23 protein-coding genes are annotated in these 26,806 nt (G+C 41.4%); 16 read left to right on the top strand and 7 right to left on the bottom strand.

From position 1 onward, the window contains the following. Positions 1-6: 6 nt before the first annotated feature. Positions 7-297, bottom strand: a complete 291-nt coding sequence (locus tag A8F94_RS10685) for a WXG100 family type VII secretion target (RefSeq protein ID WP_066199549.1) — start codon at positions 295-297, stop codon at positions 7-9. A 75-nt stretch (positions 298-372) separates the two neighbouring features. Next, a complete protein-coding gene (locus tag A8F94_RS10680; protein WP_066199547.1) occupies positions 373-708 on the bottom strand; it encodes a hypothetical protein in 336 nt (111 codons plus the stop codon). A 282-nt stretch (positions 709-990) separates the two neighbouring features. Here A8F94_RS10680 and A8F94_RS10675 point away from each other — a divergent pair, with 282 nt between their 5' ends. The 3 genes from A8F94_RS10675 (at position 991) to A8F94_RS10665 (ending at position 3,405) form a co-directional block, all read left to right on the top strand. Next, complete coding sequence (locus A8F94_RS10675; protein ID WP_066199545.1) at positions 991-2,058, top strand: GGDEF domain-containing protein; 1,068 nt, start codon at positions 991-993, stop codon at positions 2,056-2,058. A 352-nt stretch (positions 2,059-2,410) separates the two neighbouring features. Continuing rightward, positions 2,411-2,884, top strand: coding sequence for an RNA polymerase sigma factor (locus A8F94_RS10670; RefSeq protein WP_066199541.1), 474 nt, complete (start codon positions 2,411-2,413; stop codon positions 2,882-2,884). A 5-nt stretch (positions 2,885-2,889) separates the two neighbouring features. Continuing rightward, positions 2,890-3,405 carry a hypothetical protein gene (locus A8F94_RS10665; RefSeq protein ID WP_175384394.1) on the top strand — a complete coding sequence of 172 codons (516 nt, stop codon included), beginning with the start codon at positions 2,890-2,892 and terminating at the stop codon, positions 3,403-3,405. 443 nt (positions 3,406-3,848) lie between these two features. Here A8F94_RS10665 and A8F94_RS10660 read toward each other — a convergent pair whose 3' ends face one another. Beyond that, positions 3,849-4,487 (bottom strand): hypothetical protein, encoded by a 639-nt coding sequence (locus A8F94_RS10660; RefSeq protein WP_066199537.1) that lies wholly within the window; start codon positions 4,485-4,487, stop codon positions 3,849-3,851. A gap of 184 nt (positions 4,488-4,671) precedes the next feature. On the opposite strand from A8F94_RS10660, the gene A8F94_RS10655 reads away from it, so the two are divergent. Further along, on the top strand, positions 4,672-5,523 hold the full coding sequence (locus A8F94_RS10655; protein ID WP_066199534.1) for a CPBP family intramembrane glutamic endopeptidase: 852 nt from the start codon (positions 4,672-4,674) through the stop codon (positions 5,521-5,523). Positions 5,524-5,716: 193 nt separating this feature from the next. Continuing rightward, complete coding sequence (locus A8F94_RS10650; RefSeq protein WP_066199532.1) at positions 5,717-6,823, top strand: hypothetical protein; 1,107 nt, start codon at positions 5,717-5,719, stop codon at positions 6,821-6,823. A 198-nt stretch (positions 6,824-7,021) separates the two neighbouring features. Here the strand turns inward: A8F94_RS10650 and A8F94_RS10645 are convergent, their stop codons facing one another. Both A8F94_RS10645 and A8F94_RS10640 read right to left on the bottom strand, forming a co-directional pair. Then, entirely contained in the window at positions 7,022-7,486 is a 465-nt protein-coding gene (locus A8F94_RS10645; RefSeq protein WP_066199530.1) for a phage tail protein, read from the bottom strand. Between the two features lie 42 nt (positions 7,487-7,528). Beyond that, positions 7,529-8,008, bottom strand: coding sequence for a GyrI-like domain-containing protein (locus A8F94_RS10640; protein WP_066199528.1), 480 nt, complete (start codon positions 8,006-8,008; stop codon positions 7,529-7,531). 109 nt (positions 8,009-8,117) lie between these two features. Here A8F94_RS10640 and A8F94_RS10635 point away from each other — a divergent pair, with 109 nt between their 5' ends. The 11 genes from A8F94_RS10635 (at position 8,118) to A8F94_RS10585 (ending at position 23,947) form a co-directional block, all read left to right on the top strand. After that, positions 8,118-9,080, top strand: coding sequence for a helix-turn-helix transcriptional regulator (locus A8F94_RS10635; RefSeq protein ID WP_066199526.1), 963 nt, complete (start codon positions 8,118-8,120; stop codon positions 9,078-9,080). 813 nt (positions 9,081-9,893) lie between these two features. After that, complete coding sequence (locus A8F94_RS10630; protein ID WP_077247656.1) at positions 9,894-12,323, top strand: beta-glucosidase; 2,430 nt, start codon at positions 9,894-9,896, stop codon at positions 12,321-12,323. 173 nt (positions 12,324-12,496) lie between these two features. After that, positions 12,497-14,041 carry a right-handed parallel beta-helix repeat-containing protein gene (locus A8F94_RS10625; RefSeq protein ID WP_254660845.1) on the top strand — a complete coding sequence of 515 codons (1,545 nt, stop codon included), beginning with the start codon at positions 12,497-12,499 and terminating at the stop codon, positions 14,039-14,041. A gap of 1,075 nt (positions 14,042-15,116) precedes the next feature. Further along, positions 15,117-16,280: a M20 metallopeptidase family protein gene (locus tag A8F94_RS10620; RefSeq protein WP_066200452.1), complete on the top strand. Its 1,164-nt coding sequence runs from the start codon at positions 15,117-15,119 to the stop codon at positions 16,278-16,280. Positions 16,281-16,298: 18 nt separating this feature from the next. Continuing rightward, positions 16,299-17,897, top strand: coding sequence for an ABC transporter substrate-binding protein (locus tag A8F94_RS10615; protein WP_066199519.1), 1,599 nt, complete (start codon positions 16,299-16,301; stop codon positions 17,895-17,897). A gap of 86 nt (positions 17,898-17,983) precedes the next feature. Then, positions 17,984-18,928: an ABC transporter permease gene (locus A8F94_RS10610; RefSeq protein WP_066199516.1), complete on the top strand. Its 945-nt coding sequence runs from the start codon at positions 17,984-17,986 to the stop codon at positions 18,926-18,928. A gap of 24 nt (positions 18,929-18,952) precedes the next feature. Continuing rightward, on the top strand, positions 18,953-19,810 hold the full coding sequence (locus A8F94_RS10605) for an ABC transporter permease (RefSeq protein WP_066199513.1): 858 nt from the start codon (positions 18,953-18,955) through the stop codon (positions 19,808-19,810). Between the two features lie 20 nt (positions 19,811-19,830). Continuing rightward, positions 19,831-20,856 carry an ABC transporter ATP-binding protein gene (locus tag A8F94_RS10600; protein WP_066199509.1) on the top strand — a complete coding sequence of 342 codons (1,026 nt, stop codon included), beginning with the start codon at positions 19,831-19,833 and terminating at the stop codon, positions 20,854-20,856. Next, positions 20,849-21,850, top strand: coding sequence for an ABC transporter ATP-binding protein (locus A8F94_RS10595; protein WP_066199506.1), 1,002 nt, complete (start codon positions 20,849-20,851; stop codon positions 21,848-21,850). Before A8F94_RS10600 ends, A8F94_RS10595 begins: the two co-directional genes overlap by 8 nt. Before the next feature lie 13 nt (positions 21,851-21,863). After that, positions 21,864-22,283, top strand: coding sequence for a hypothetical protein (locus A8F94_RS10590; RefSeq protein ID WP_066199502.1), 420 nt, complete (start codon positions 21,864-21,866; stop codon positions 22,281-22,283). 395 nt (positions 22,284-22,678) lie between these two features. Then, a complete protein-coding gene (locus tag A8F94_RS10585) occupies positions 22,679-23,947 on the top strand; it encodes an OFA family MFS transporter (protein ID WP_066199500.1) in 1,269 nt (422 codons plus the stop codon). A 203-nt stretch (positions 23,948-24,150) separates the two neighbouring features. Here A8F94_RS10585 and A8F94_RS10580 read toward each other — a convergent pair whose 3' ends face one another. After that, positions 24,151-25,458 carry a cyanophycinase gene (locus A8F94_RS10580; protein WP_066199497.1) on the bottom strand — a complete coding sequence of 436 codons (1,308 nt, stop codon included), beginning with the start codon at positions 25,456-25,458 and terminating at the stop codon, positions 24,151-24,153. Between the two features lie 166 nt (positions 25,459-25,624). Next, the gene (gene iadA / locus A8F94_RS10575) at positions 25,625-26,797 is read right to left on the bottom strand and encodes a beta-aspartyl-peptidase (RefSeq protein ID WP_066199492.1); all 1,173 of its coding nucleotides are present in this window, start codon (positions 26,795-26,797) and stop codon (positions 25,625-25,627) included. Positions 26,798-26,806 lie beyond the last annotated feature (9 nt).

The raw sequence follows: 26,806 nt of genomic DNA, 5'->3' as shown, positions 1-26,806 counted from the left end.
TTATTTTTATAACTGCCTGGCCATATTCAAGATATCCTTTTGGGCATTACGATAGGCTTTGGAGCTGTTTTCCAAAAAATCGGCATGCCTTTTCATGGCAGTATATATTTTTTGAAAATCAGTCATGGAAGCTTTTATTTCCGAAACAAAAGCAGTCTGATCGGCACCTTCCCATGCCGCACCGGTGCTTCCAACGGCATGGCGAAGTTCCCTGTCAATCACTTCGCAATCTTTGGCATGCTGATGGAGCTTTGCTGCTGCTTGATCCAGACTATTTGTGTCCACTTTAAACTTCATCGTTTTTTCACCTCTTTACTTGTACGTTTATGGAAGATTGATAGAATAAGCCATCTGCTAGTGCCTATTAAATTTTCATCGTCCATTTTGCTTGAGCATCATTTCTCTTTCTTTTTGTTTTGCTTCCTCTAATTGCCTTTGTCTCTCTTCTTCTGCTATCTCTTCCTGTCTGATTGCCTGTGCTGTGTGCACAATCGCTGCTTCCAATTGGGTTAGCGTGGCCGCAATACTTGAAAGTTCATCTTGAATGTTGTTAATAGCCCGATTGACATGATTCATTTCCTCTGCCTGCCAATGGCTATTCAGGCTGCCCTGAAAGGACTCCAACTGTTTCCTGATCGCCAGCAATGTACTTGCATTGTTACCAAGCATTTGTGCCTGATGCCTGGCTTCACTCACATTGATACGCACCGTGTATGTCACCCGTCCTTATAAAAATGTCGACTTAAGTTATTCACTATGTAGATAGGTTTTATTATAAAACAATATTCTAATTTTTGCCATTACCGGTGTTTAAAAGAAATGCTTTTTGAAGCGTAAATGCCATCTTAATAGTTACGAGTAAAATCAATTCAAAAAGCGGCCTTTTACATTAACAGCTTGTTCCTTAAAATGTAGAAGATTGTTGAAAAAAGTCATATTTTGAGATGGGTAAATATTGTAAAATAGGATTGATAGTGAAAGGAGTTCCCAATGTATAAAGACCTTATTTCAAATATAGCGATCTTGTTATCATTTCTGGCTGTTGCAGGGCAGCTGTTTAGATTAAAACCAATGAATTCATCGGCGAAAATGAAACTGCTGGGAGGAATCGCAGCCGGGATAATGGGCTCGGTGCTCATGCTGTTTTCGGTAAAAGTGGCTGACCACACCATTGTCGACTTCAGGAATTTTGCCGTCATCATTGTTTCGCTGTACGGAGGACTTCGCAGCGGGTTGGTGGCTGCAGTAATTATCTCGATGAACCGATTCCTGTTTTTTGGAGTCAGTCCTTCCTCGTATACAGCTTTCGCCGTTTTAATGTTGCTTGCCTTCATTGGTTCGTATGTTGCCAGGCGCAACTTGTCAGCTTTCATGAAATTCAACATTGTCAACCAAATACATATACTGCTTTTTTGTATTGCGATTACGTTTTTGGTCAAAGACAAGGCCCTGCTCGGCGAGCTGTATTTTTTCTACGGGCTTTTTTCGTTCTTAGGAGGAATGGTGATTTGCTATATGGTGGAGTACATCGTCCGCACGAACCGAAACTACCGAAAGCTTCAGGAATCAGCAACAAAGGATTTTCTCACCGGCCTTAACAATGTCAGGCAATTCGATGAAATATGGAACAGGGAAGTATCCGTTTCAACGCAGACAGGCGGAGCACTCTCTCTATTGACAATGGATATCGATTATTTTAAAGCGATCAACGATAAATTCGGCCATCCCGATGGTGATAAAATATTGAAGCAGCTCGCTGAAATCCTCGCAAATGCCGCAGCAACACGTGGCATCGCTGCCAGGAATGGGGGAGAGGAGTTTTCGATTATCCTCCCAGGGACAGCCAAAGCCGAAGCTGAAAAAATTGCGGAACAAATCCGGACAAAGGTTGCAGACACCGAATTTGACCTATCCAACAAAAAGAAAATTAACATCACGGTCTCAATTGGTGTCGCTTCATTCCCGGAATCAACCAGAGAAATCAACCAACTGATCCAAAAAGCTGACGATTGTCTATACCGTGCCAAGAAAACCGGGAGGAATCGGGTGTGTGCTTAGGATGTGGCGGGGTGAACCTTATCATAAGTAAATGAGGTTTTTTATTTCTTCTAAATCATTAAAGTGTTAAATTATTTTACCGATATAACTTTATATTGTACAAAAAAGCAATACTATAAAAATTAATAAATACTTTTAAAAAGTATATCCAAATTTCCTAAGGCTGTATTTAAGAAGGATACTGGGGAGAGAGGATTTATCTATTATAGATAAGTTCTCTCTCCTTTTTCTATTGAGGTTTATCATTAATGAACAGCAAATTTAATTTTATAGAATTAATTCTGCGAAAAAAATGATCTCTTGCACGAATTAGCGAAAATGAATCGTATTATAAAGTGAAGGGGGGTTGGGTATGAAAACGTTCGCCGGCTTGCGTGTTCATGAAATTGTTCAAACTTATAGCGACACCTTAATACGAATTGCTGTGCAGCAGACAAAAAATATGTCTGAGGCTGAGGACATTGTTCAAGAGGTCTATGTGACACTTATGAGACAGAAAAAGTCCTTTGATAGTGAAATACATTTAAAGGCTTGGCTCATCAAAGTGACTTTTAATAAATGCAAAGATTATTTTAAGTCCTCCCGCGTCAAGAAGACGTTACCTATAACAGAAGATATGACGTTTATTGCAAAAGAGGAACAGATTGTACTCCCTGAAATTTTTGAACTTGATCCAAAAGAGAGGGTTATTGTTTATCTACATTATTACGAAGGCTACACGACTGCAGAAATTGCCGACCTATTAGAGATGAATGTAAACACGGTAGGTTCAAAGCTGAGAAGGGTTCGAATGAAGCTAAAAATCATTTTAGAAGAAGGGAGTTAGGCGTGATGAGTGCTTATAAGAAAGTGATGAAGCAGATTCATGCTTCCGAAGAATTTAAGAGCAAAATGCAAAAAGAGATGATGGAATATGAGAAAAAAGAAAAGAGGGCCAATATGAAAAATATAAAATTAATAGTTGGAAGTTTAGTTGCTTGTGCAGTAATAGCTGTGGTTGCTTTAACCAATATAAACAACGATGCAGCATTAGATTTGACGGAGAGAATTGTGGTGGATAACTCAGGTCCTAGTGCGAAAGCAATCGTTAATATCGACGGAGTTATCACGGAAGTTGGAGAAGACGGAACGAGCTTTATGTTGGATAACGGAATGAAAGTAGTGGTCACAGATGAAACAGAGTTGGGGATAGATGGTCCAACAGCACCACCTAAGGAAAAACAGTTATTTGAGCCTACATTTAGAGTGGGCAATCTTATAGGTGGTTTTACGGAAGACACGACGGCAGATCCAGTGACTGCAGCCGTAATCTATACTAACTGGAACTTTGAGAATCCAATTAGATAAAAAGGTTGTCCACCTATCCAATTTGTCTTGAAATCGACGGATATGGCGCTTGATTAAAGAACATAAGTATTTGGCAGTTTTTCTGACAGCCTGTAACAAATGAGGGGGAAGGATGTTTTTTTATAAACCCAAGGGAACCTCATTTAGATACATCACGGTGAACCGTATCAAAAGTAAATGAGATTTTAAATTAACAAGAAACAAGGTAACTTAATACGGGAAAATTTACGTTTATAAGGTTACTTATCGACCTACGGTTTTGTTGAGTTCTCTTAGAGTAAAAGACAAAGTAAACTCGATGTGTTTTTTAGTTATGTCTTAAAACCTACTGGTTTTATTGATTGCTAACCTAAAATAAAACAAGGGACGATTCTATACAAAAGTATGAATTGTCCCCTTAATAGAATGCCTTTAGAAGTTCCCTGGATTCGTATTCGCTTACCTTATTTCTTTAAATAGAACCCTGACATGATCCAAGCTAGACCGTACAAACCGCCAGATAATAAACCACCGACGAGCGGATTAATGCTGTATATAACAATCATGGCGACGGCAACTGCGGGTACCGTCAGAAGGAATAACATAGCTGCGATACGAGGAAAATCATTCCTGCGGCGGAGCACCAGTCCAAGTGGAAGGGCGCCAAGATACATTACAATATTGCCGATTCCCGCGGCTAAATTGACCAAATCCATGAAAGATTTAAAGCCAAAGAAGCCGTGTAAAATAAACGCTAATGCCCCAATTGCAAAACTCCCCTGTCCGATTCCTGAAAGAAAGACCCCTGTTCGCCACATAAATCCAGCATTTGCAGCTGTAACTCGATTGTGGAGTCCGTAAAGTCCAAGTAGCAAACCACACATTGCCAAAAATAGCATGGAGTTATTAAGATAATAAGCATAATGAGTCACATCGTGCAGAATCCCGTCATTTCCAGGGGTCACATCGAGGTATCCTTGCCAAATGTTATCAAGGGCCAAAAGTGACCCGCCTGTTATTGCCCCAATGGAAGCCAGACCCAGCCTCCTGTTACTTGGGTACCCTATTGTGGAAGAAGTTTCGCCTTGGCCGCCATTTCCCATCCACACATCCCCCTCCAGAGTTTTCACTATTGCCTTAATAAGATATTCTTCTTCTCTGGTTTTGAGTACGTACAAATGGTTTTGGAGAAATATATCCCCATCCTTAGTAACATATAATATTGTAAAAGATTCACTATACGCAATGTTTATTATCCTCTTATAACTTTAAAAAGGAGCTAAAGAAATGCACTGGGGAAAAGTGGTGACTCATTGTTTAATGCTGGTTCTCCTGTTTTTGGCAGTTGCTATTTTTGTAAATCCGCTAACAGATAATATTGGTAATGGTACAGTTCGAGTGGTAGTAAAAGAACTTTTACGAATTGGGATTACTGTTGGTTTGCTTTGGTTGTATGTAAAACGTTTCTTTAATAAAGAAAGTGTATACTTTCGGGTTCAAAAGCCATTTAAATTGAAAAAAACATGGATTTTTCTTGGAATAGCCATGCCTTTTATAGTAATTGCGTTTTATGTACTATCACCATTCGTTATTTTTGAAAAACAAGACCAAATTTCTCTTAGTACAGTACTACCGTTTATTATCGGATCGTTCATAACAGCGTGTTCGGCAGGGATAATCGAAGAAGTTTTGTTCCGTGGCTATTTGTTTAAGATAATCGAGGACAAATGGAATGTGGCAATTGCTATTTTTGTCACTTCGGGCGTTTTTGGAGTACTACATTTACTTTCAGCTAATGAACAGCAGTTACTAGATATATGCTTGACCCTTATTGCAGGTGCCTTGGCGGGTACAATGTTTTCGCTTATTGTCTATAGGACAGGGAGTGTTTGGAATGCTGTAGTGGTGCATATTTTATGGAACTTTTTCCTCAACTCTAACATGGTACAATTTGTATTAGAAAATGGTAAAAGCCAATCCTCGCTAATTCTATTCCGGTTTAAATCGGATAGTGTTTGGATAACAGGTGGTGCCTTTGGAATTGAGGCGTCTATTCCTGCTGTATTAATGTATGTACTAACTATCGTCACGCTGGCCTTCAGTAAAACGAAATCCAAGAAAGATTCTATTACATTATAAAGAAATCCAACTAACTTTTTTAGATCCTCATGTTGAATAGTCACGGAAACCCGTATCATAAGTAAGTACGGTTTATAAAAATGCTGCCAAAACATCGGTGGCATTTTTATTTTATATTTAGAAATGACGGAATTGAATCTAATTCATACATCATCCGTAAATAAGAAAACAACTTATTTAAGGGGAATAATAGATGAAATCAAAAGTGGTTATTTTAGGGGTAAATCATTCGTATCAACTTGTTTCAAAGGAATGCCAGCCCGCTGCATATCGTGCTTTTATGGAACGGGTTAAACCAGATGGGATTGGTATTGAAAGGTCTCCAGAAAGCTTTGTTCGTGGTGATTATTACGAATTTACATATGAACAGCAAAACATATGTGTGCCTTATGCCTTGAAAAAGGGTATACAAATTCATCCGTTTGATTGGAATTTATCAACTGAAGATCAATTGCTAGCCTGGAATATTTCAAATATAGATGACCCGCCACTTATTAGACAAAATAATCATTATAACGATTTCAAGTATTTTCCTACACTTGAAGAAGACTTCTTTTATTCTGAGCGTCCAGAAATCAAAGGGAAAATAAAAAATTGGATGGAGATTCCGACGAACGACCAACATGATTTTCCGAGACGGCTCTTTTTGTATAGAACATATATGCAGGCAATGCGAATTAAAAAGATTGCTAACCAATATAATGGGAAAACTTTATTGATTATAGTCGGTCATATGCATAAATACGATATAGAAGAAATCCTTAAACAAGAAAAAGATATTGAAATAATTCAACCTTCTTCCTTTGGTTACCCTGAGGAAAGCGAAATTGTAAAAAATCAACATGTAGAAGATTTTTTCGCAATAGCAGCATTTAACTTGTTAGGGGTTCAGAGCCAATATGAAATAGATTATGAATGGCTGGAAGAAGTGATTGGAAAATTAAACAAGCAAGATTCTTCTATTGAAGTAGAGTTGTTTACATTGTTATTTAATCGAAATCATTACTCAAATGAGGAACGAATCAATAAATATAATATACTCCTTCAAAAGGCTAGGGATGAACGAACCTTTACTTATACAGGGGTTGTTGATAAAACTAGATTGGATTCATTTTTCAATCCATTTGCTAGTTTATCTATTAAATCCTATTTGCAATTATTGATTGGCAAGGAATATAGTAAACTTGGCAACACAGAAAAAGCATTAGATTGCAAAATGGAACTTTTACAAAACGAACATCTGAACCCTAAACAAAAAGGGCAATTAGAAGCGTATTGGGAGAGATTTATACTTAAATAAGCAGGCCGGAATTTTTCCTAAATGGCAGTTATTTTTGAGCTGCTGAATCGTACCATCAATAGACAAGCTTTTTGCGAAACAGAACAGCACCCCTCCAATTTTCTGGAGAGGTGCTGTTCTGTTAGTGTATGCATGATCTGCATTTTTCGTGAAAGGCCAACTTCACTAAACGACCGAATTCTACGTTTTTTGCCTGCCTTAATATTCCCCTTTTATCACAAAATACGATCCCCGGATGGTTCCGGCCAGTTTAGACTTCCGCCTGGCAAACTTAAACTTCCCTTCCAGCTCCTTCGGTACTTCCATTCCCTCGGAAAGCTTAAAACCAACGGCTCGTTTCTTAGGGTCATCAACCGTATACAAGACATTAATCGAGAGGCCATCCTCGTAAAAGACATAGGTCCATTTGATGTTTTCAACTTGAAAACGCGACGTTTCCAAAGGTTTGGCAGCAAACTCAATATCGCGCTCTTCCTTCAAAATTCGGTTCACATATTCAAGAGTTTCGCTGGACTCACTGGCTGGTACAACCGTAAATTCATGCTTGTATTTGTTCATGAAGTAACGGGCTTCATTTGCGCGTAAACCGGCAAGCGCTTCTGCTACTGGAGAAGACTCTAACCCAACAGTAGAAACATTTTTAAAGTCAACGGTATAGGACAATTCCATCCCTCCTTTAACTAATATTGACTGGCTGTAACACCTTTATTTCCTGACAACAGGAATCCAGAACTCACCATATACCTGGCCATTTCGCTGTCCCATCTCAACTGCAGCATTTGGCCCGCCAACATAGGCATAATCCGTTACTTCCGGCAACACTTGGCCAAAGGCAATGCCGGTAAGCGTGTTACTCAATTCCTCAGCCGTATTCGCTTCCCCTTTAACAACCACGTATTCCCCCTTTGGAAATTGGATTACTCTGGTTGCTTCCGGTAACGTTTCATCTGTCATTACGCCAGCATAATGCATCATCTTGTTATTCACCGCTTCGTTCACAGTGAAAATATAGTCATTGGAGGCAACTGTTTTTAAGGCGTCTAGCCTTCCATCTTCTCTGACAGCCCGCCAAAAGTCAGCCTTTTCTTTGTTAATGCCAACGTAGTCCGTGTAATCACTTTTAAGCTCAGTTCCAATACCTAAAACGGTAAAGCTGTTTTTTTCTTCTATAGTATAATCTGCCATGTTCAAAACCTTCCTTTTCGTAAAATTAATCAAATGATATGTTTTTTCACCTGATGAGTTTATACTATCTTTAAATCATGTCAAAAAATGATACTGTTTAGGAGTCTTGATGAAAAAAGTTGAACGAATTAATACCATTATGCGCTATATCAACAACCGTGCGCACTTCACAATTTCTGAAATCATGCGGGAATTTAATGTTTCCCGTTCGACAGCTATCCGGGATATAAGAGAAATTGAAGCAATGGGGATGCCGCTTGTCGCTGAAGTTGGAAGGGATGGGGGTTATTTTGTTATGCAAAACTCTGTCCTCCCTGTTGTCCGCTTTACCGATAATGAGGTCAAAGCTCTTTTTATTGCCTTTATGGCCACAAGAAATCAACAACTTCCTTACTTAAAGAGCCGTCATTCTTTAGCTGAAAAGCTACTGGGCCTGATCTCGGAAAATCAGCAAGAGGATTTGGTTCACCTAAATCAAATCCTGCTTTTTGAAGGGACCAACCCCCATAATCCCGACTTGCTTGATCTGTCAGACCTGCCCCACCCTATATTGGAAAAACTTATCCAAATTCTTCTTCGGGATAGCTATTTACTAATTACCATTAAAGAAGAGAAAGAGATTAAGTCTTATCCCATTTATCTCTTGCACCTTTATCGTGAAAAAAGCCTTTGGCTAATTGAAGGCTTTGACGTGAAAGAAGAAAAGAGAAAAATCTTTCCTGTTGACAATTTAACCAATGTCGAATCTTTTCATCCAGAAAAAAGGTTGAGCAGGAAAAAAGTTATAGAAAAACTAGCGAAGCAGGAAGAAGCCATTAATATTGTACTTGAACTTGGTCCAAAGGCGATTGCCCAGTTTAAAAAATACCATCCTTTAAAGGTATCCATTTCCTATACCGATCCTTACCAAGCTACAGCTATTTTAAAGACTTTCGTCAATGTCAATAACCCCGAAGAACTGGCTGAAATAACAAGTTGGCTGCTTTTCCTGGGTCAAGATATCAAGGTTAGGGAAATGCCGGGCGAACTCATCGAAAGTTTTAAAGAAAGATTGTCCTTATTCTGCCCGTAAGAAGTGCCGGTTAAAACTAACAATAGCTAACGCCAACCGACTACCCGGGATATGCAGGTTCCAAAAGTGCGGTACGCACGATGTAGTACACATTCTCGGGCATTCTTTCCGAAGATGAAATCCGCGTAAACACATTGATCCCTTAGACAACAGGGACCAATGGTACAGGCTATTTTTAGTTATTATTATTAAAAAAAAGCTTAAATAGACGGAGAGATTCCGCTTATTGGCTCAAAAAATATGATACTAGGGCCTTTTGAATTGCATAACCGGAAAATCTCCCCTTATACACCTCAGTCCATAGCCCAATATTCCATTTAACCGGAAATCTCCTCTTATTCTCCCCTTACTGGTTACCTGCATAAGGACAGGACATCTTAGGTCTTCCTCACCTCATCTCCCACTAGAATAAATCCTAATAGTTCTTGGAATAAATCAATTGCCTCTATATAAAACGAACAAAGAATAGGCCAGATTTACTCAATAGATAGCAGGAGTATATTGGTAGTTCGGCTGAAGTCCAATTACTCTTTATGACCGTTGCTTGGTTTTTGTTATTGTTTTGTAATCATTCGTTTACACTTGCTTAATGATTTTCGTTATATTGCTATAATTATTAGGGGTGATGTAGTGATTATGGTATATAAAGAATTGGTTTATATTGCTATGCTTTGTAACTGTTTTGTAAACACCTATTCATTATAGTGTAATAGTTTTTCTTTATACTTAGGTTCTTGTTCGGCATTAAAGGAGTGATAGATGGTTAAACGAATTAATTCAATTTAGACAAATAGAGTTAGGGAGAGAATGAGAATGAATAGACGCTTTAATTTAATTTTTATTACAGCAATTATCTTCATGTCTTCATTAGTAATGCCTGCTAATGCGGAAACGACTAAACCCTGGATGAACACCAAGCTCTCTGCAGAGGAGCGCACCGAGCTGCTTCTTGATGCAATGACAATGGAACAGAAAATCCAGCAAATCGCCATTTCACGATTCAATGAGAACGACAAGGGTGATCCGGTCGTTATCAAGAGGGGCGGTACTAGCAAGTACCAGAACGGCGAATTCGCGCCCCAAGGTACCCTTCCTGGATGTGAGTGGCAGGACACTGGCCGGCAGATCCGTGGAATTGAGGAACTCGGTATTCCGACAATCCGAATGACCAACGGCGGTACAGGCGTGAAGGGCGGATCATGTGGAAATGATCCGCTTGCGACGGGATTGCCGTCCACTCTGGCGATGGCTGCTACATTCGATCGTGATTTGAACTATGAGGCCGGCCGAATCCTCGGCGAGGAGACTCGTGCATTCGCACATCATGTGTTACTCGGACCGGGTATGAACCTTGTGCGTCACCCGTACAATGGACGGAACTATGAGTACTTTAGTGAAGATCCATACCTGACTGGTGCTTTGGCGACCGAGCAGGTTAAGGGAATTCAGGACCAGGGTGTCCAGGCCCAGCTTAAGCACCTTGCCGGCAACGAGCAAGAGACTGAGCGTTGGACGATGGGTGTCCAGGTTCCTTCACAGGCTATGAATGAACTGTACATGCTGCCTTTCGAAATGACTGTAAAGGATGCTGACCCGGCTTCCGTAATGTGCTCGTTCCCGGATGTCAACGGCACATATGCCTGTGACAGTTCTGAACTGCTTCAAGATGCTCTTCGTGTCAAGTGGGGCTTCGATGGTTACGTCATGAGTGACCGTCGCGCAGTTCACGACACAGTTGCTGCTATCAAGGCGGGCATGAATGTTGAGCTCGACTGGGCACCTCAGTACTACACTCAGGAGAAAATCCAGGATGCTCTTGATTCTGGTGAGGTAACCGAGGACGACATCGACAATCTTCTTCGTCCGCGTTATATCAAAATGATTGAATTTGGCCACATGGATGAGCCTTATGACAAGTTCTTGCCGGAAATCGTCGATCCGATGGCCAACGGCGCCAGCGCGCGTAAAATGGCTGAGGAAGGCTCTGTTCTATTAAAGAACGAAGACAACTTCCTGCCACTTGACGGCAAGACGAAGTCTATCGCACTGATCGGTCTAGAATGGTTCGCCGGTGAGGCTAAGATGTCTCCACGCTCCGTTCGGGACAATAACGATAACGTAAATGCGCCATACACAGTTACACCACAAGAAGGCTTAGAAAATGTAATTAACGAATTGGGCTACGACACCAAAGTAACGTACAACGATGGCCGTGATCCGAAAGCTGCCGCCAAGCTGGCTGCTGAGTCCGACGTTGTACTGCTGATGATCGGCGACAACCCGCATGAGACTGCGGACCGCGATACCCTTGGCTTCCCAGCCATCGACCTCGATGAGCATAAAGATCGAGAAGACTGGGTGGAGCAGGAGCCGCTGATTGACGCTGTTCTAAAGGCCAACGCGGAGAACACCGCTGTTGTCTTGAAGACTTCTGGTACGGTGCTAATGCCGTGGCTAGATGAAGTACCTGCAGTTCTCCAGGCGTGGTTCCCAGGCATGGAGGATGGCAATGCTGTCGCTAACCTGCTCTACGGTAAGGTTAATCCTTCCGGTAAGCTTCCTGCGACTTTCGGTGCTACCGAGCGCGAAGCTGCATTCGCGACCGAGGAGCAGTACCCGGGAACTCGTCAAGATACTGGTAAGATAGGTGGCCCTGGCCCGTACGGGGACGGTTCCGACCAGCTAATCGCTAAGTACACAGAAGGCCTTGAGATGGGCTACCGCTGGTACGAAGCGAATAACGTGAAGCCGCTCTTCCCATTCGGATACGGCCTGTCATATACAACTTTTGAGTATGACGATTTAAAAGTGAAAAAGGTCCGTGGTGAAGGAAATGGCAAAAAAGACGCGTTGTCCGGTCTTGAAGTGTCATTCACAATCACGAACACAGGTGACGTTGCCGGTAAAGAAGCTGCACAAGTCTACCTGACTCTGCCGGACGAGGCGGGACAGCCTGCCAAGCGTCTCGTTAACTTCGAGAAGGTTGACCTTGAGCCTGGTGAGAGCGAGCGTGTGACTGTACAGATTAACCATGCAGACTCTAACCACCCGTTCTCTTATTTCGTTCCGGAAGACCCGGACAACCTTGCAAACTGGGCTGACGGCGACTGGGCAACTGCTGACGGAAAGTACCGCGTACATGTCGGTGGTTCCTCTGCAGACACACCGTTGGAAAAGGATGTTCCAATGAACTTCAAACTCAGCAAGGAAGATAACAAAGGCAAGGGGAAATCTAATCGATAGACCCCTGGCCATGGGATGACGTTGATGACAGGTAGGTGTCGTCAGGCATTCTGAAGATTGTGAGCCCGCGAGCACGGTGAATCAAGCCGAGGCCCGCGGGCTTACCTTTTTATCTCGATACCTGGATGGGCGACGAGAGGGACGCTAAGAAATAGGGGAGGACGTGAGAAGTGATGAAGGGATTTGTTTGGAAAGGTCGGCGAAATTCGGTGCTTTTATGGTGGGCTGCTCTAGGTCTGACGGTCACCTTGACCGCATGCACTAACCAGAAATCCGACCCGCCGGCTGTGAACGATGAAGCCGTTGAAACTGCTCCTTCTGGAAATAATGAAGCCGCAGAACCGTCTCCGTCCGAGCAAGGGGACTGGCAAGTACCAGGCTTGGTGGACCGCTCCGGCGAGCCGATTGAGGTACCGAAGCCAGGGCCAGTCACGGGAAAAACCATTGATGTCACAGACTTCGGGGCAGATCCGGATCCTGATTCACAAGATGACGCCGAAGCTATCCGGGCGGCCCTGGAGGCGGCTGAACCGGGTGATGAAGTTGTGCTCCCGGCTGGAACGTATGACCTGCGCTCTACTGACCCGGCTGACAAATCGGCTAACATCGTGTTGCGCAGTGGTGTGGATCTGCGCGGCGAGGGACAGGAGCGCACTGTGTTGTTGACATCCCTCGATGGAGAGGATGACAGCCGGGTGATCCGGGGCTCCGGCATCCGTGACGTTATCATCGCTGACTTCACCATAACCTCACGTCATGAAGGTCCACTAGGAGAGGATACCGACGATGGCGACGCGGGTGGCGGCCCGATGTACGGAGTTTACATTGGAGCTCGTGAAGGGAAGGCAAGTTCCCGTGTCCTGGTGGAGAACCTTGGCATCCGCAAGTTCGAGCGCCACGGCATCTCCGTAAAAGCCAGCCGTGAAATAACCCTCACTGGAAATTACATCAGCGAGGCAACAGCCATCGGCCCTGGTGGACAGGGCTACGGGATCGCTGTCGAGGGTTCAAGGGACCAGCGCGACCCGGATGCTGCCAACGATTCCCGGCACAATGTCGTCATAGGCAATACCTTTGATGGCAGGCATCTCAGGCACGCTATTCTGTTGCAGTTCCCCACGCATAACAATCTCGTGGCGGAGAACACCATCGTCGGCAGCCATCTCGACGCCATCGATCTGCACGGTGAGGGTGAATACCTGAACGAAATCCGGGACAACACGGTCATTGGCGGGCAGCGGGCCGGTATTGCGCTTGGCAATTCCGGCGGGGCCAAGAACAAACACGACGCCTCGGGTCCTGGAAACTGGGTGCACTCCAACCACTTGATTGGAAACCGTCAGGGAATCCTCGTTATCCTGGGAACTCCTGACACCCTCATTGAAAGTAATAGGATTATCGCCGGAGAGGATTCGAAGACCGGCATTGAGGTCCGCAATGCACCGGGCACGAAACTGCAAGGTAACCACATTACTGGAGGAACTGACGGATTCTGGGCCATCCGGCTCAATGAGGACCGCGGTACTGACGGACGGGGGAAGGGAATTCCCTCAGGCATCAGGATTGAACAGAACGTCATTCGACAGGCAGCCAACGGCATCAGAGTCGATGCCGGAGAAGACCTCAGCATGAGCGAAAACGTCGTTGACGCCATCGACGGAGCTAAGCTAAGGGTGGCAGACGGAATTGAAATGAGCAGGTCGACTAATTCAAATTAGTAACACGCTCAACGTTTTTATCCTTTATATACGATTAGTATAAGTATAAACTTTATTATTTTGGTCTCTAAAGACGGAAAATCACCCTATTAGCCTCACGTAGCTTAGGGTGATTTTTCTTGTCCGCTTAATGATAAGTTTGTTATTACTAACTGGACTATCAAAAATCCTCAAAAACCTGCTTGTGATGCAGGATTTTGAGGGTTTTTTTGATTGTACAAGACCTAGCAGCATAAGCTGACCAAACTTTTAACTTATTCAGATCGCTCCCTGTTTTCCGCTTACCTAATGAATGGTGTCCAAAGCCCGATTTCCTTTGTGATGCTTTACTGTATGAATCCGGATTTAGGGCGATATATTTTATAGTGCCCCTCATATTTCTTCCGCGGTGAGCATGACCCTTTTATGGCGAAATACAGTAACGGCTAAACGGCGGATACCGACAATACGTTCCTCATAGTAAAATGCAAAACATTCTTGGTGGATTGCTTTTGATTAATAAAGAAATAGTTGAAAGTCATGGAACGTATTTTCTTAGCCGATTCGAGTAATAGTTTAATTTTAATAATAAAGGTTTTAACAGTTCTACATGCCAGCTGCCAATTAATCCACGAACAAAGTGTTGGTGGAGTTTTTGCTACATGCCAGCTGTCAATTAATCCACGAACTAGGTGTTGGTGGAGTTTTTGCTACATGCCAGCCGCCAATTAATCCACGAACTAAGTTTTGGGGGACCTTCTTGCCTTCAGCTTAAAGAGCCAAATGTCTTCTCCCAGTATAATTTCTTGTGCATTTTTGCTCAAAGTATCCTGAAGAGTTTCATAAGGTGAAATTGCGATTAGCTAATTGAACATGATGCGATGAACCATATCATAGGTAAATGAGGAGTAGGAAATGTTTCGCTTTACTGGTAGTATTTAATAATTTATAATGCTCCTATACTAAACCGAGTTGACCTGTAGGAATAATAGGGGTAATATTACTTTATAAATTTTGTAAACTCATTATATTTTCCGAACATAATTTAAAGAATGTGGGGGATTTAATAGTGCCTCAAGTTAACGGTTTTTCATCTATTTTTGATGAAGTGGATGCGCAATTTTCAGATGTTCAGAATTGGCGTAGACATTTACATAAACATCCAGAGTTATCCTTTGAAGAAAAAAACACGGCAATCTTTATAGAAGAAAAATTGAGAAGCTTTGGGCTTCCTGTGAAAAAACAAATTGGCGGTCATGGGATTGTGGCGGAATTGGAGGGAAAAGAGCCAGGCAAGACTATTGCTTTACGTGCGGATTTTGATGCTCTGCCTATCTATGAAGCAAATGATGCGCCATATGCATCTGTTAATCCAGGTGTGATGCATGCTTGTGGGCATGATGGCCATACAGCAGCACTTCTTGGGACTGCACAATTGCTAAGCAGATATAAGGACCGACTAAAGGGGAAAATTCTCTTTGTTTTCCAACCGGCTGAGGAGAAGCCGCCGGGAGGAGCAAAATATATGATTGAAGAGGGAATTCTCGATGAAGTGGATTATGTGTTTGGTGCGCATCTCGCATCGGATATCCCATTAGGTCAAGTCGCTGTTGGCAGTGGATATAAAATGGCGGCAGTTGATAAGTTTAAGATAACGGTTAAAGGACATGGGGGACATGGTGCCAGGCCGAATGAATCGATAGATCCCATTGTTATTGGCAGTGAGATTGTTCAATCCCTGCAAAAAATTGTAAGCCGCAGAGTAAACCCCTTGAAACCTGCTGTTGTTACATTGGGTGTATTCCAGGCAGGCGCTGCATTTAATGTCATTCCAGATGAAGCTAAAATTGAAGGAACGGTAAGAACCTTTGATGAGGATGTACGCGATTTAATTGAAACTGAAATACACTCCATTGTGAAAGGAATAACAAGTGCAAATCACGCAAACTATGAGATTGACTTTCTACGAGGCTACCCATCCTTATTTAATCATCATGAAGAGACAGTAACCGTAGGACGGTTAGTGAAAGAGATATTTAATGAGGAAGCGGTTGTTGAGTTGGAGCCATCAATGGGTGCAGAAGACTTTGCCTACTTTTTAAAAGAAAAACCGGGAACTTTTTTCAAAGTAGGATCTAGAAATGAAAGCGAAAGCACTCATTATCCTCACCATCATCCAAAATTTGATATTGATGAGAGAGCTTTGCTTAATATTGAAAAGACATTTATAAAAATTGCTTTACACTATTTAGTTGACTAACTGCGAGGAGAGATCAGAATGCGTTTAAAACGTGCTTTACCCCTATTTACTATTTTCATATTGTCACTTATTTTGGCGGCTTGTGGTAATGACAGCCAATCCGGTAAGTCTGGAGAAGCAAATAAGAAAGCTGGAGAAAAACAAACTGGCGGAATAGTCGATGTTGCTTATAACAGTGAGCCAGATACATTGGACCTCATGTCAAATGCTTCAAGTCCGACAAGAGACATTGCATGGCATATTTTTGAAACATTAGTGGCTCTTGATAAAGATTATGCTGTTAAACCGATGATAGCTGAAGATTATAGCGTTTCAGATGATCAAAAGGTTTACACCATAAAGATTAGAGAAGGTGTGAATTTTCATGATGGTACAACTGTTGCGGCAGAAGATGTAGTAGCATCCCTTGAAAGATGGAAGCTTGTATCTTCTGTTGGTAAAACTGCAGGTAAATTCATTGAAGAAGTAAAAGCATTGGATGAATTGACAGTAGAAATTAATTTAAATGAAGTATATAACGGTTTTCTTGATGATATGGCTGCACCTAAAACAGGGTTAGTTATTATACCAAAGGAAATTGCAGAAGAAGCAGGGGAAAAGCCTTTAGTTCCGGCACAGCTAATTGGAACGGGTCCATATAAATTTGAAAAATGGGAACGCGGCAAGCAAATTGTGATTAAGAAGTTCGATGATTACTCCCAGCGTGAAGAAACAGATTGGGGCGGACTTACAGGAAAAAAAGAAGCGAACCTTGATCAAATCAACTTCTTAATTGTAAAGGATCCACAAGTGAAATTGAATGGTTTAAAAACTGATTTATATGATTATGCTCAAGCCATTCCAACAGATTTATACGAAGTCATTGAAAATACACCAAATACAAATGCAGTGACGTATATCAATGGGTATTCAATGCTTATTCCGGATAAATCAGAGCCGCCGTTTGATGATTTGAAAGTTCGCCAAGCTTTACAATATGCTTTGGATAAAGAGGAAATTGCAAAATCTACTTACGGGAATAAAGAATTCTACAAGATGGACGGAGCACTGTTTGATCCAACGCAAACGGAATTATATAATGCCGAAGGAACAGATTCCTACTTGGTGCATGATAAGGATAAAGCAAAAAAACTTCTGGAAGAATCGGATTATAATGGTGAAACTATTACCATTATGTATTCCAACAATAATGAAGGATATAAACGTATTTCTCAAATGGCGGAACAACAGCTTGAAGCGGTTGGATTTAAAGTCAAACTCGAGCCATATGAATGGGCAACGTATTTAGAGAAATGGCAGAATCCTGGAAGTTGGGATATCGTTACGATTGGGTATTCAACCAGATTTTCACCAAATGAGTTGGGATTCCTTGTTCTCGATAAGAACAGCAGTGGCTGGTATAACAGCGAGCGCTGGGCAGAATTGATGGATCAATGGGCTTTGGCAGCGTCTTCTGAAGAAAGGCAAAAAGTATTAGCAGAAATGAACAAAACCGTATCGGAGGAGCTTCCTTTCTTAAAAATAGCAAATGAAACGACATTAGATATAATGAGTGACGAAATCCAAGAATACGATGCCTGGATTGGTCCGCGATTCTGGAATACTTGGAAGAAGTAATGACAAATAGAGGGAGTCATGTCAGTTTTCTATGACACTGGCTCCCTCGTTTTATTTAGTAGACGAACATAAAGGAGGGAATAAGGGTGTTGCATTATACGATACGAAGACTTTACGCTATCATTCCTGTTCTATTCATAGTTAGTATCATTGTATTTATGATTATTCACCTAACGCCAGGCAACCCTGCTTTCCTTATATTAGGAGAAGATAGTTCTCCTGAGGCTGTCGAACAATTGGAACAACAATTAGGGCTGGATAAACCAAAAGTTGTTCAATACTTTGACTGGTTAGGGAGTATCTTGACAGGTGCCTTAGGACAATCGATCTATTCTGAACAGCCGGTATCTGAAATTATTGCAGAACGAATTGGCCCGACATTTAGTTTAATGATTGTATCGATGGTATTAACTCTGATTATTGCGATACCAACGGCTATTTTTATTGTATGGAAGCGCAATACAGTAATGGACCCTTTGTTTTTATCTGGTTCCCTGCTAGGGACTTCTATTCCTGAGTTTTGGTTAGCGTTACTGTTGGTTCTTGGCTTTGGTGTTACCATACCTATTTTCCCAGTAGCTGGATACGTACCAATTGCCGATGGAATATGGAATTGGCTGCATCATTTACTTTTGCCAGGGATTGTTCTGGCCACGGTGGAAATTGGCCTAATTGCCCGGATGCTTCGGGATAGTATGCTTGAATCGATGAATCAAGATTATACGAAAACAGCGCGAGGAAAAGGTGTGAAAGAAAGTACTGTGCTAATAAAGCATGTGTTATCCAATGCGCTTATCCCAACAACAACCGTAATAGGCCTGACAGTGGCTGGCCTTCTCGGGGGAACAGTGATTGCTGAAACGATTTTTACGATTCCTGGTATTGGGCAGTTATTAATTGATTCGATTCATCGCAGGGATTATCCGGTGATACAAGGTGTCGTATTATTCATTGCCATTGTTTACGTACTCGTTAATTTAATTGTCGACCTGTTATATGCCTTTTTAGATCCAAGAATTCGCTATGATTGATTCAGTCAAAAAGGAGGTGCCCTCATGTTAAGAAGAAAACGAAATCTTATTCCTTTTGTCTTTTTAATTTTATTATGTTTAGCAACCATAACAGCTGCATGGTGGCTTCCTGTATCTCCAAGTGTTATGGATTCAAGTCTGCGATTAATGCCGCCATCATCGGAGAATTGGTTTGGAACGGATCATTTTGGCCGGGATCTCTTTGGTCAAACGATTATCGCTGCTAGGGTTTCCTTATTTGTCGGTTTTACAGTTGCCCTGCTGTCAACGATATTAGGAACAATAACCGGTCTTGTCGCAGGATATTACAAAAAAGTAGATGCGATTATCATGCGGATTATTGACGGTATGCTCGCTTTTCCGTCGTTACTATTAGCTCTCGCTCTTGTCGCAGCTTTAGGCGGAAGTGTGACGAATATTATTATCGCGTTAACGTTTTCGTTTTGGCCTGTTATAACACGGGTCGTACGCTCCAGTGTTCTTCAAGTTAAGAATATTCAATATGTTGAAGCTGCCAAAACTTCGGGAGTTAAGGATCCTGTGATTTTAACGAGATACATTCTTCCTAACGTATTATCTCCGATTATTGTGCAAGGAACGTTTATTTTTGCAAGATCGATCCTGGCAGAAGCAGCACTAAGCTTCTTAGGTGTTGGCGTTGAGCCATCGATACCAACATGGGGAAACATGCTGCAAGAAGCACAGATTTATATTACAATGGCGCCTTGGTTTTCAATTTTTCCTGGTATTTTTATCGTCATGACAGTCCTCGCATTAAATATTTTAGGAGATGGGCTTAGAGATGCCTTCGACCCTTATGCCAAAGGGAAGAAGAAACGAAAAAAACGGCTGTTCGAACAGAAACAACAATATGCATCATGAGTATAAGGGAGGGATAGCTGGTGCTTGAGGTAAACAATTTGAAGGCTTATATTGATACGCCAGATGGGATAGTAAAGGCAGTTGATGGGGTATCCTTTGCAATTAAACCAGGTGAAACAATCGGCATAGTAGGTGAATCGGGAAGTGGAAAAAGTGTTCTAGCTCATTCTATTATGCAGCTGAATCCTAAGCCCCCGATCTTCTACCCGCAAGGAGAAATAGTGTTTGAAGGAAGAAATTTGCTCCAATTAAATGAAAAAGAACTTCGGAAAATACGCGGCAATGAGATTGCAATGGTTTACCAAGATCCAATGTCCAGTTTAAATCCCGTACTGAAAATAGGGGATCAATTGATGGAAGCGATAGTGACACACCATCCTATGCCAAAAAGAAAAGCGAGACAGAGAGCGATTGAACTATTAACGGATGTAGGCATTCCTGATCCGGAGAATAGGTTGAATGCTTATCCGCATCAATTTTCAGGTGGAATGCGCCAGCGTGTCTTAATTGCGATTGCACTTGCATGCAACCCGAAAATACTGATTGCAGATGAACCGACGACAGCGCTGGATGTTACGATACAAGCACAAATATTGGAACTTATGAAAAGTATCCAAGAAAAGTATGGTACGGCTATAATTATCATCTCTCACGATTTGGGTGTCATTGCTCAAATGGCAGAGAAAGTTCTTGTTATGTATTCAGGAAGAATTGTAGAAAAGGGGAATGTGAAAGATATTTTCTTTCACACTTCCATGCCTTATACATGGTCTTTGCTTAGATCGCTGCCGCGTATCGATTCTGAATCTCGTGGACGTCTGCTTAATATAGAGGGGCAGCCCCCAAATTTAATTCATCCGCCAAGTGGGTGTAATTTTCATCCGCGCTGCCCTTTCGCAACGGAACAATGTAAAATGATTGATCCCCAATTAACGGAACGATCAGCTGGCCACTCTGCAGCATGCATTTTATCTGAAGAGGAGTTCCAACAAGCGAAAACACGTATAGAAAAGATACAGCAGGAAAGGGGGCTGGAACATGTCTGAACCTTTATTGGAAGTACGTGATTTGAAGATGCACTTTCCTATGAAGCAAGGAGTTTTTCAAAGAACAACAAACTATGTAAAAGCAGTGAATGGCGTAAGTTTTACTTTGAATAAAGGGGAAACCTTAGGAATAGTTGGTGAATCGGGGTGTGGGAAAAGTACACTTGCCCGTACCATCGTTGGCTTATTAAAACCAACTTCTGGTGATGTTTTATTCGAAGGGGAAAGTGTTTTAAACTATAATGCAAAAGAATTGCACCAGCTAAGGCGGCATATCCAGATGGTCTATCAGGACCCATATACAAGCCTTAATCCCAGGATGAAGGCGGGAGACATTATTGCTGCGCCTTTAAAAGCGTACAATCTAACAACTAATCTAAAAAAACGTGTACAGGAATTAATGGAATTAGTAGGGTTAAAACCAGATGACTATAACAAATTGCCGCATCAATTTTCCGGGGGACAGCGCCAAAGGATTGGAATCGCTCGCGCCCTGGCGCTAAATCCAAAATTAATTGTATTAGATGAACCAGTGAGTGCACTAGATGTGTCCGTTCAGGCACAAGTCATTAATCTGCTGGAAGATCTGCAGGCGGAATTAGGTCTAACCTATCTATTTATTGCTCACGATTTATCGGTGATTAGACATATTTCAGATAAAGTCGGTGTGATGTATCTGGGCAAGATGATGGAAATGTCAGATAGCGAATCCTTGTATAAGAATGCCCGTCATCCATATACAAACGCATTACTGTCCGCTATCCCACTGCCATACCCTGCCGAGGAAAAAAAGCGGGAGCGTATTATTTTAAAAGGGGAATTGCCATCTCCATCGAATCCTCCAAGCGGATGTGTCTTTCATACAAGATGTCCATTGGCTACGGACTTTTGTAAAGAAAATGTACCTGGTTTAGATGAAAAGAATTCGACCGGCCACTTTGTGTCCTGTTTTTATCCAATCGAAAACAAGCAAGAGGAGTTAGCCCGTGAGTGAAAGGAGAAAATGTATGGAGCTGCAAAAGATTTCTTTAATGGATGCATATATGATCGAAACGCTAAAAAGTAAGGGTGTAACGAATCAAGAATTACTAGAAGCAAAGGATAGTAAAGCTTGGAATCATATACATGAATCTTTTGATTTTACTAATTTGCTAAGCTTAAGGGAGAAGGATCCTGCTGCCTTTCAAACGATTGTTGAAGATGGATATCAAGTGAAATTCGTGACTTTTAATGGTTTGAAAAATTTATTGAAATTAAAATTTAATAAAGTTGATGAGGTAGATTATCAAACAACGGAAAGAGGAATTCGAGGATTACATCTTCATCCGGAAGAACGTAAACAATTAACAAGTCTTCTATCTAAAAATTGGACCATCCAAGAGGAAGAAGTAAACGGAAATTCAGTTCTTCAAATTGAATTGGTTTAAATCTAATTGAACAAAAATAGGTGTGGTGGAGATTTATCTCTCCCCCTTAGCTTTAAAACAAAAACCTCGTTTAATTACGTTGTGATGAGTTGGTCCGTAAGTAAATAAACCACCTGGAAACAGTCTAGTGTCAATATGATTAGGCTGTTTTTTTTATTAAAAATTGAGGTGATTTTATTTAGTTTTTTTGTTGAAAGGAAGAAAGTAATTATCTAAATATAACATTTACTATTTATTTATGCGCAAAGATGATATATAATCGTTCGTGAATACTTAAACATTACCTAAAAATTAATTCGAATAACATATTTATTTGGTTTAAAATCGAACTAAAACTTTATAGATTGGTTTTAACGTTCGTAATTCAGGTTAAGTTAAAACGGAGGGGTTAGTATATGGACAAGTTTGAAAATAAGTGGATTCGCGCTGTACTTCCAGCTTTATTGATTCACTGCAGTATTGGAACAGTTTACTGTTGGTCATTGTTTAAGGGCGATATTGCCTCTTACATTGGGAAACCAGTAGGGGAAGTGGAATGGGCATTTAGTATAGCCATTTTTGTTCTTGGAATGTCTGCAGCTTTTGGCGGGAAATTTGTCGAAAAGGACATTCATAAGTCATCCCTGCTTGCTGCGATCTTTTTTGTTGTCGGGATGGCAGGAACAGGTTTCTTTATTTATCAAAAGTCATTGATTGGTATTTATCTTTCATATGGAATTGTTATGGGTATTGGGCTTGGAATTGGTTATTTAACACCAGTAAAAACATTAATGCTCTGGTTTAAGGAGCAAAAAGGGTTAGCGACAGGCCTTGCTGTTGCAGGCTTTGGCTTGGCGAAGGTCATTGCAAGTCCTTTAATGGAAAAGTTGTTAGGAGAAAGAAACAATGAAGGAATACTAGTAAATCCCGCAAATATCTATACGATGTTTTATGTTTTGGCGGGTATCTATTTAGTCATGATGGTTGCTGGGCACTTGGCATTAAAGAAACCAGCCGGACATGAGGAAGAAAGTGTACATATGCAAAACTTTAGTTATGGAAAAGTGTTAACAAATAAAACATTTATCGGTATTTGGTTGATGTTCTATATTAATATTACATGTGGATTAGCTTTAATTTCACAAGAAAAAGGCATTCTGGCATTCATTGGATTTGGGGCGATTGGGTTGGTCAGTTCGTTAACAGCTGTTTTCAATGCGGGCGGACGGATCGTTTTCTCTTCATGGGGTGATCGATTAAATGATCGTAACTCCATCTATAAGATTATTTTTATCTCCTCCATTGCAGCTATTCTTTTAACCGTTGTATTTGATGGTATGAATAATTCTATTGCAATCCTGATTATTGCCTTGCTTTGTATTGTCAATGCTGGTTACGGTGGCGGATTTTCATCTTTGCCGCCACTACTGTCCGACCGCTTTGGTTTAAATAGTATTTCAACTGTGCATGGATTAGCGTTATCTGCCTGGGCTTGGGCAGGACTGACAGGCAATCAGCTCAGTGCATTTGTTCTGGAAAAAACACAATCCTATGACATGGTGTTATATGTCGTTATGGCTTTGTTCGCGATTGCGACTTTAATTAGTATATTCGTTGTTAAACCTGAAAAAGTGAACTTGGAAAGTAAAGAATTTAATCGGAAAGAAGAAATGGCAATAGGGTAAACTAGAGGGAGATACCTGATAGTGAAGGCACCTAATTGATCAGCCTCCCATTGTTTCTGCCATTGAATCAAAAATAGTAAAAAAAGGATTCAACAATGTGGTCTTTATAGAATTATAATTTTACCCTCTCTGGACAGCCATACTTGAAATTAAAAGACTCTATTCCATGAGTTATGGATTAGAGTCTTTGTTGTAGCGGTATTCTATTTATCTGTTTGGATTTTGATTGTAATCGGTTCAACGTCCATTTGAACATTTAATGCGGCGTAAGATCCAACTTTGTCAATTCTGCCCCAGAACCCTTCCGTTTTGTCTGTTTTTCTAAAGGTAAATTTGAAGCCGATTCCTTTTTTGTCATCTTTCATGTCAAACCAAATGGCCTCTGCTTTTTTGGCCTCGTTATCGATTAGATCTTCAGTTAGAACCTTTTTTAATACTTGCGCACCGAAGATATCGGTTGCCATTGGATTTTCGCTGTAGTATTCAATCCCTTTTGTCGATTCATGCTTTTTATTAAGATCGAACGTCCCGGCAGTTACGTTAAAACGGTCACCTTTTTCCAAGTAGTGCATCGTTGCATTATTCATCGCAAAGCGCTTCCCTTTAGGTGTTGTCGCCTCCTGTAAATCGATGATTAATAAACCGCTCTCGCCAACAACTTCTATACTGTCATCCGCGCCATGATATACCATAGCGGAATTTTCATCAATTCCAAAGCCATAACGTGTTTTGTTATATTGTGTTGCCACTAGTAAACGCCCAAATCGTCCGCGTTGGAGGAAATGCTGGTCAACAATTCCATGTGGAAAAAATCCGAAGCCAGTTGTTAGAAACAGTTGATCATTATCTATTTCCTGATCAAAGTTCTTAAGAAGATGGACACCTTCAGTTAAGGCACTGACACTCGTTCCATTCGCAATCATAGGGTTGCTCATAATCGCAGCACCCGCACTTGAACCGCCTAGAACCGCTCCGTTTTCATATATTTTTCGAATCGCTTGTAATACGACTGTATCTTTTCCATCTGGGGCCACTAACGTTTTAACATGACGTAATTGGTCGCCGCCGACAAACCAAATTGCATCTACTTCCTCTATATTTTTTGCTATTTCGGTACTATTGCCATTATTCTTCCACGTAGATTCATCCACTTCCTTTGTCGAAGGATCATCAATTACTGCGATTGGTACCGTATAAACATTCGCTGCAGAAACACCGTATTGAATGAAATCATCTTTATATGAATTAGCACTTCCAATCGGTTCAGCGCTGCCAGCAGGAATAATGGCAATCTTTATATCTTTAAGAGATTTCCCTTGATATTGTTGAGCTAGGGTTAAGTATTTTTTGTAAACCGCCTCATTATCTGAATCCAGGGCACCACCAACAATGACGAGCGAACCATCATTCTTAGATACATTATTATTCTCAGTAGCTCCTACATCAAAAGATGATACCGTTATCGAAAACATCGTTAACACAAGAACAAAAATAATGGATAATTTTCTCAACCTTAGTCCCTCCAATTTTTTATTCAATGAGTAAGCATTGTTTTTCAAGTTAGAGAAATGTCTAGCTCCAGCGCCGGGTGGACTTACTTCCTGCAATTCGTGTTTCCTCAATCCTCGTCGGGAGGGGTCCAGTCGTTGCGGCGCAGAAAAAGGAGCTTGTGTTTTTTTATTCAAATGTACCTTTAACGATCGGCACTTTATTGTTGACCATCACTTTACCTTTGGAGATGACAGTGGCAATTTCGAGAGTCTCTTTATCAAGTAAAACAATGTCAGCATCTGTTCCTGCCTCGATGCGGCCTTTGTGCGAAAGCTTAAGTACATTCGCCGGGTTTAATGTAATGACTTGCAACGCCGCTTCTAATGAAACCCCATCATTTATGACGGCATCTCTTACCTCCTTATATAATGAAGAAACCTTTCCGACATCAAGTCCAATTAATTCTCCATTTTCGTTAAAAGCTGGCAGACTGCCTTGGCCATCAGAAGAAAAAGTGATATTCTCTAGCGGTACCCCTGCATCAAGCATCAGCTTCAATGCTTTGCTGCATTTCACTTCCCCTTCTTCTAAATACTGCGGGACCGTGCTCGTTGTTAAATCGATGTATCCGCCATTTTTGGCATACTCAATTCCAGCCATAAATAATTCTTCATTTCGGTTAATATGGGTTGGATGAAAGTGGGAAATAGGGACATTCGTTTGTTTAACCACTTTCTCAAGCAAAGAAAGCTTATCTTTCCCGTCGCCGACATGAATCTCAACAAGGCCGGCCTTACCAGCTAATATCCCGCCATTTCGTGCAGCGGTAGCAACTTTTGCAATTTCATCCACCGTTGGTTCAGATGACCGATGATCGGCGATGGCAATTTCGCCAACCCCTATAATTTTGTCGATAAAAATGATATCTTCCTCAATTTTGTTCGTGATCGTTCTTACTGGCAATTGGTACGAACCTGTATGAATAAAGCAAGTCACGCCTTCTCCCTCTAAGCCGTTCGCTTTCGCGAGCAGGCTTTCCATTCTTCTCGTCGTCCCGTCCGTACCAAGAAGTCCGACAACCGTCGTAATGCCCGCAGTCGTTAAATCCGTTAACATCAACTCTGGGGTCCGGGTTTTGAAGCCACCTTCGCCACCTCCCCCAATGATATGAACATGGGCATCGATAAAACCTGGAGCAACGATTCTTTCCGAAGCATCAATAACTGAAATCGGAACGAAATTGTTAGGAAGTTCAATGAACTCTCTTATATAACCGATTTTACTATCAACTAGTAAAATATCTTTCTTGCCTAAATAATGAGGTGCATACACTTCACCATTTTTTATTAAAGTAAGCAACTGTAATCC

This window comes from Bacillus sp. FJAT-27225, from assembly GCF_001685025.1.
GTDB lineage: Bacteria > Bacillota > Bacilli > Bacillales > Cytobacillaceae > Bacillus_D.
Note: the sequence above shows the minus strand (reverse complement) of the source record. Positions and strands in the feature narration are given on the sequence as shown.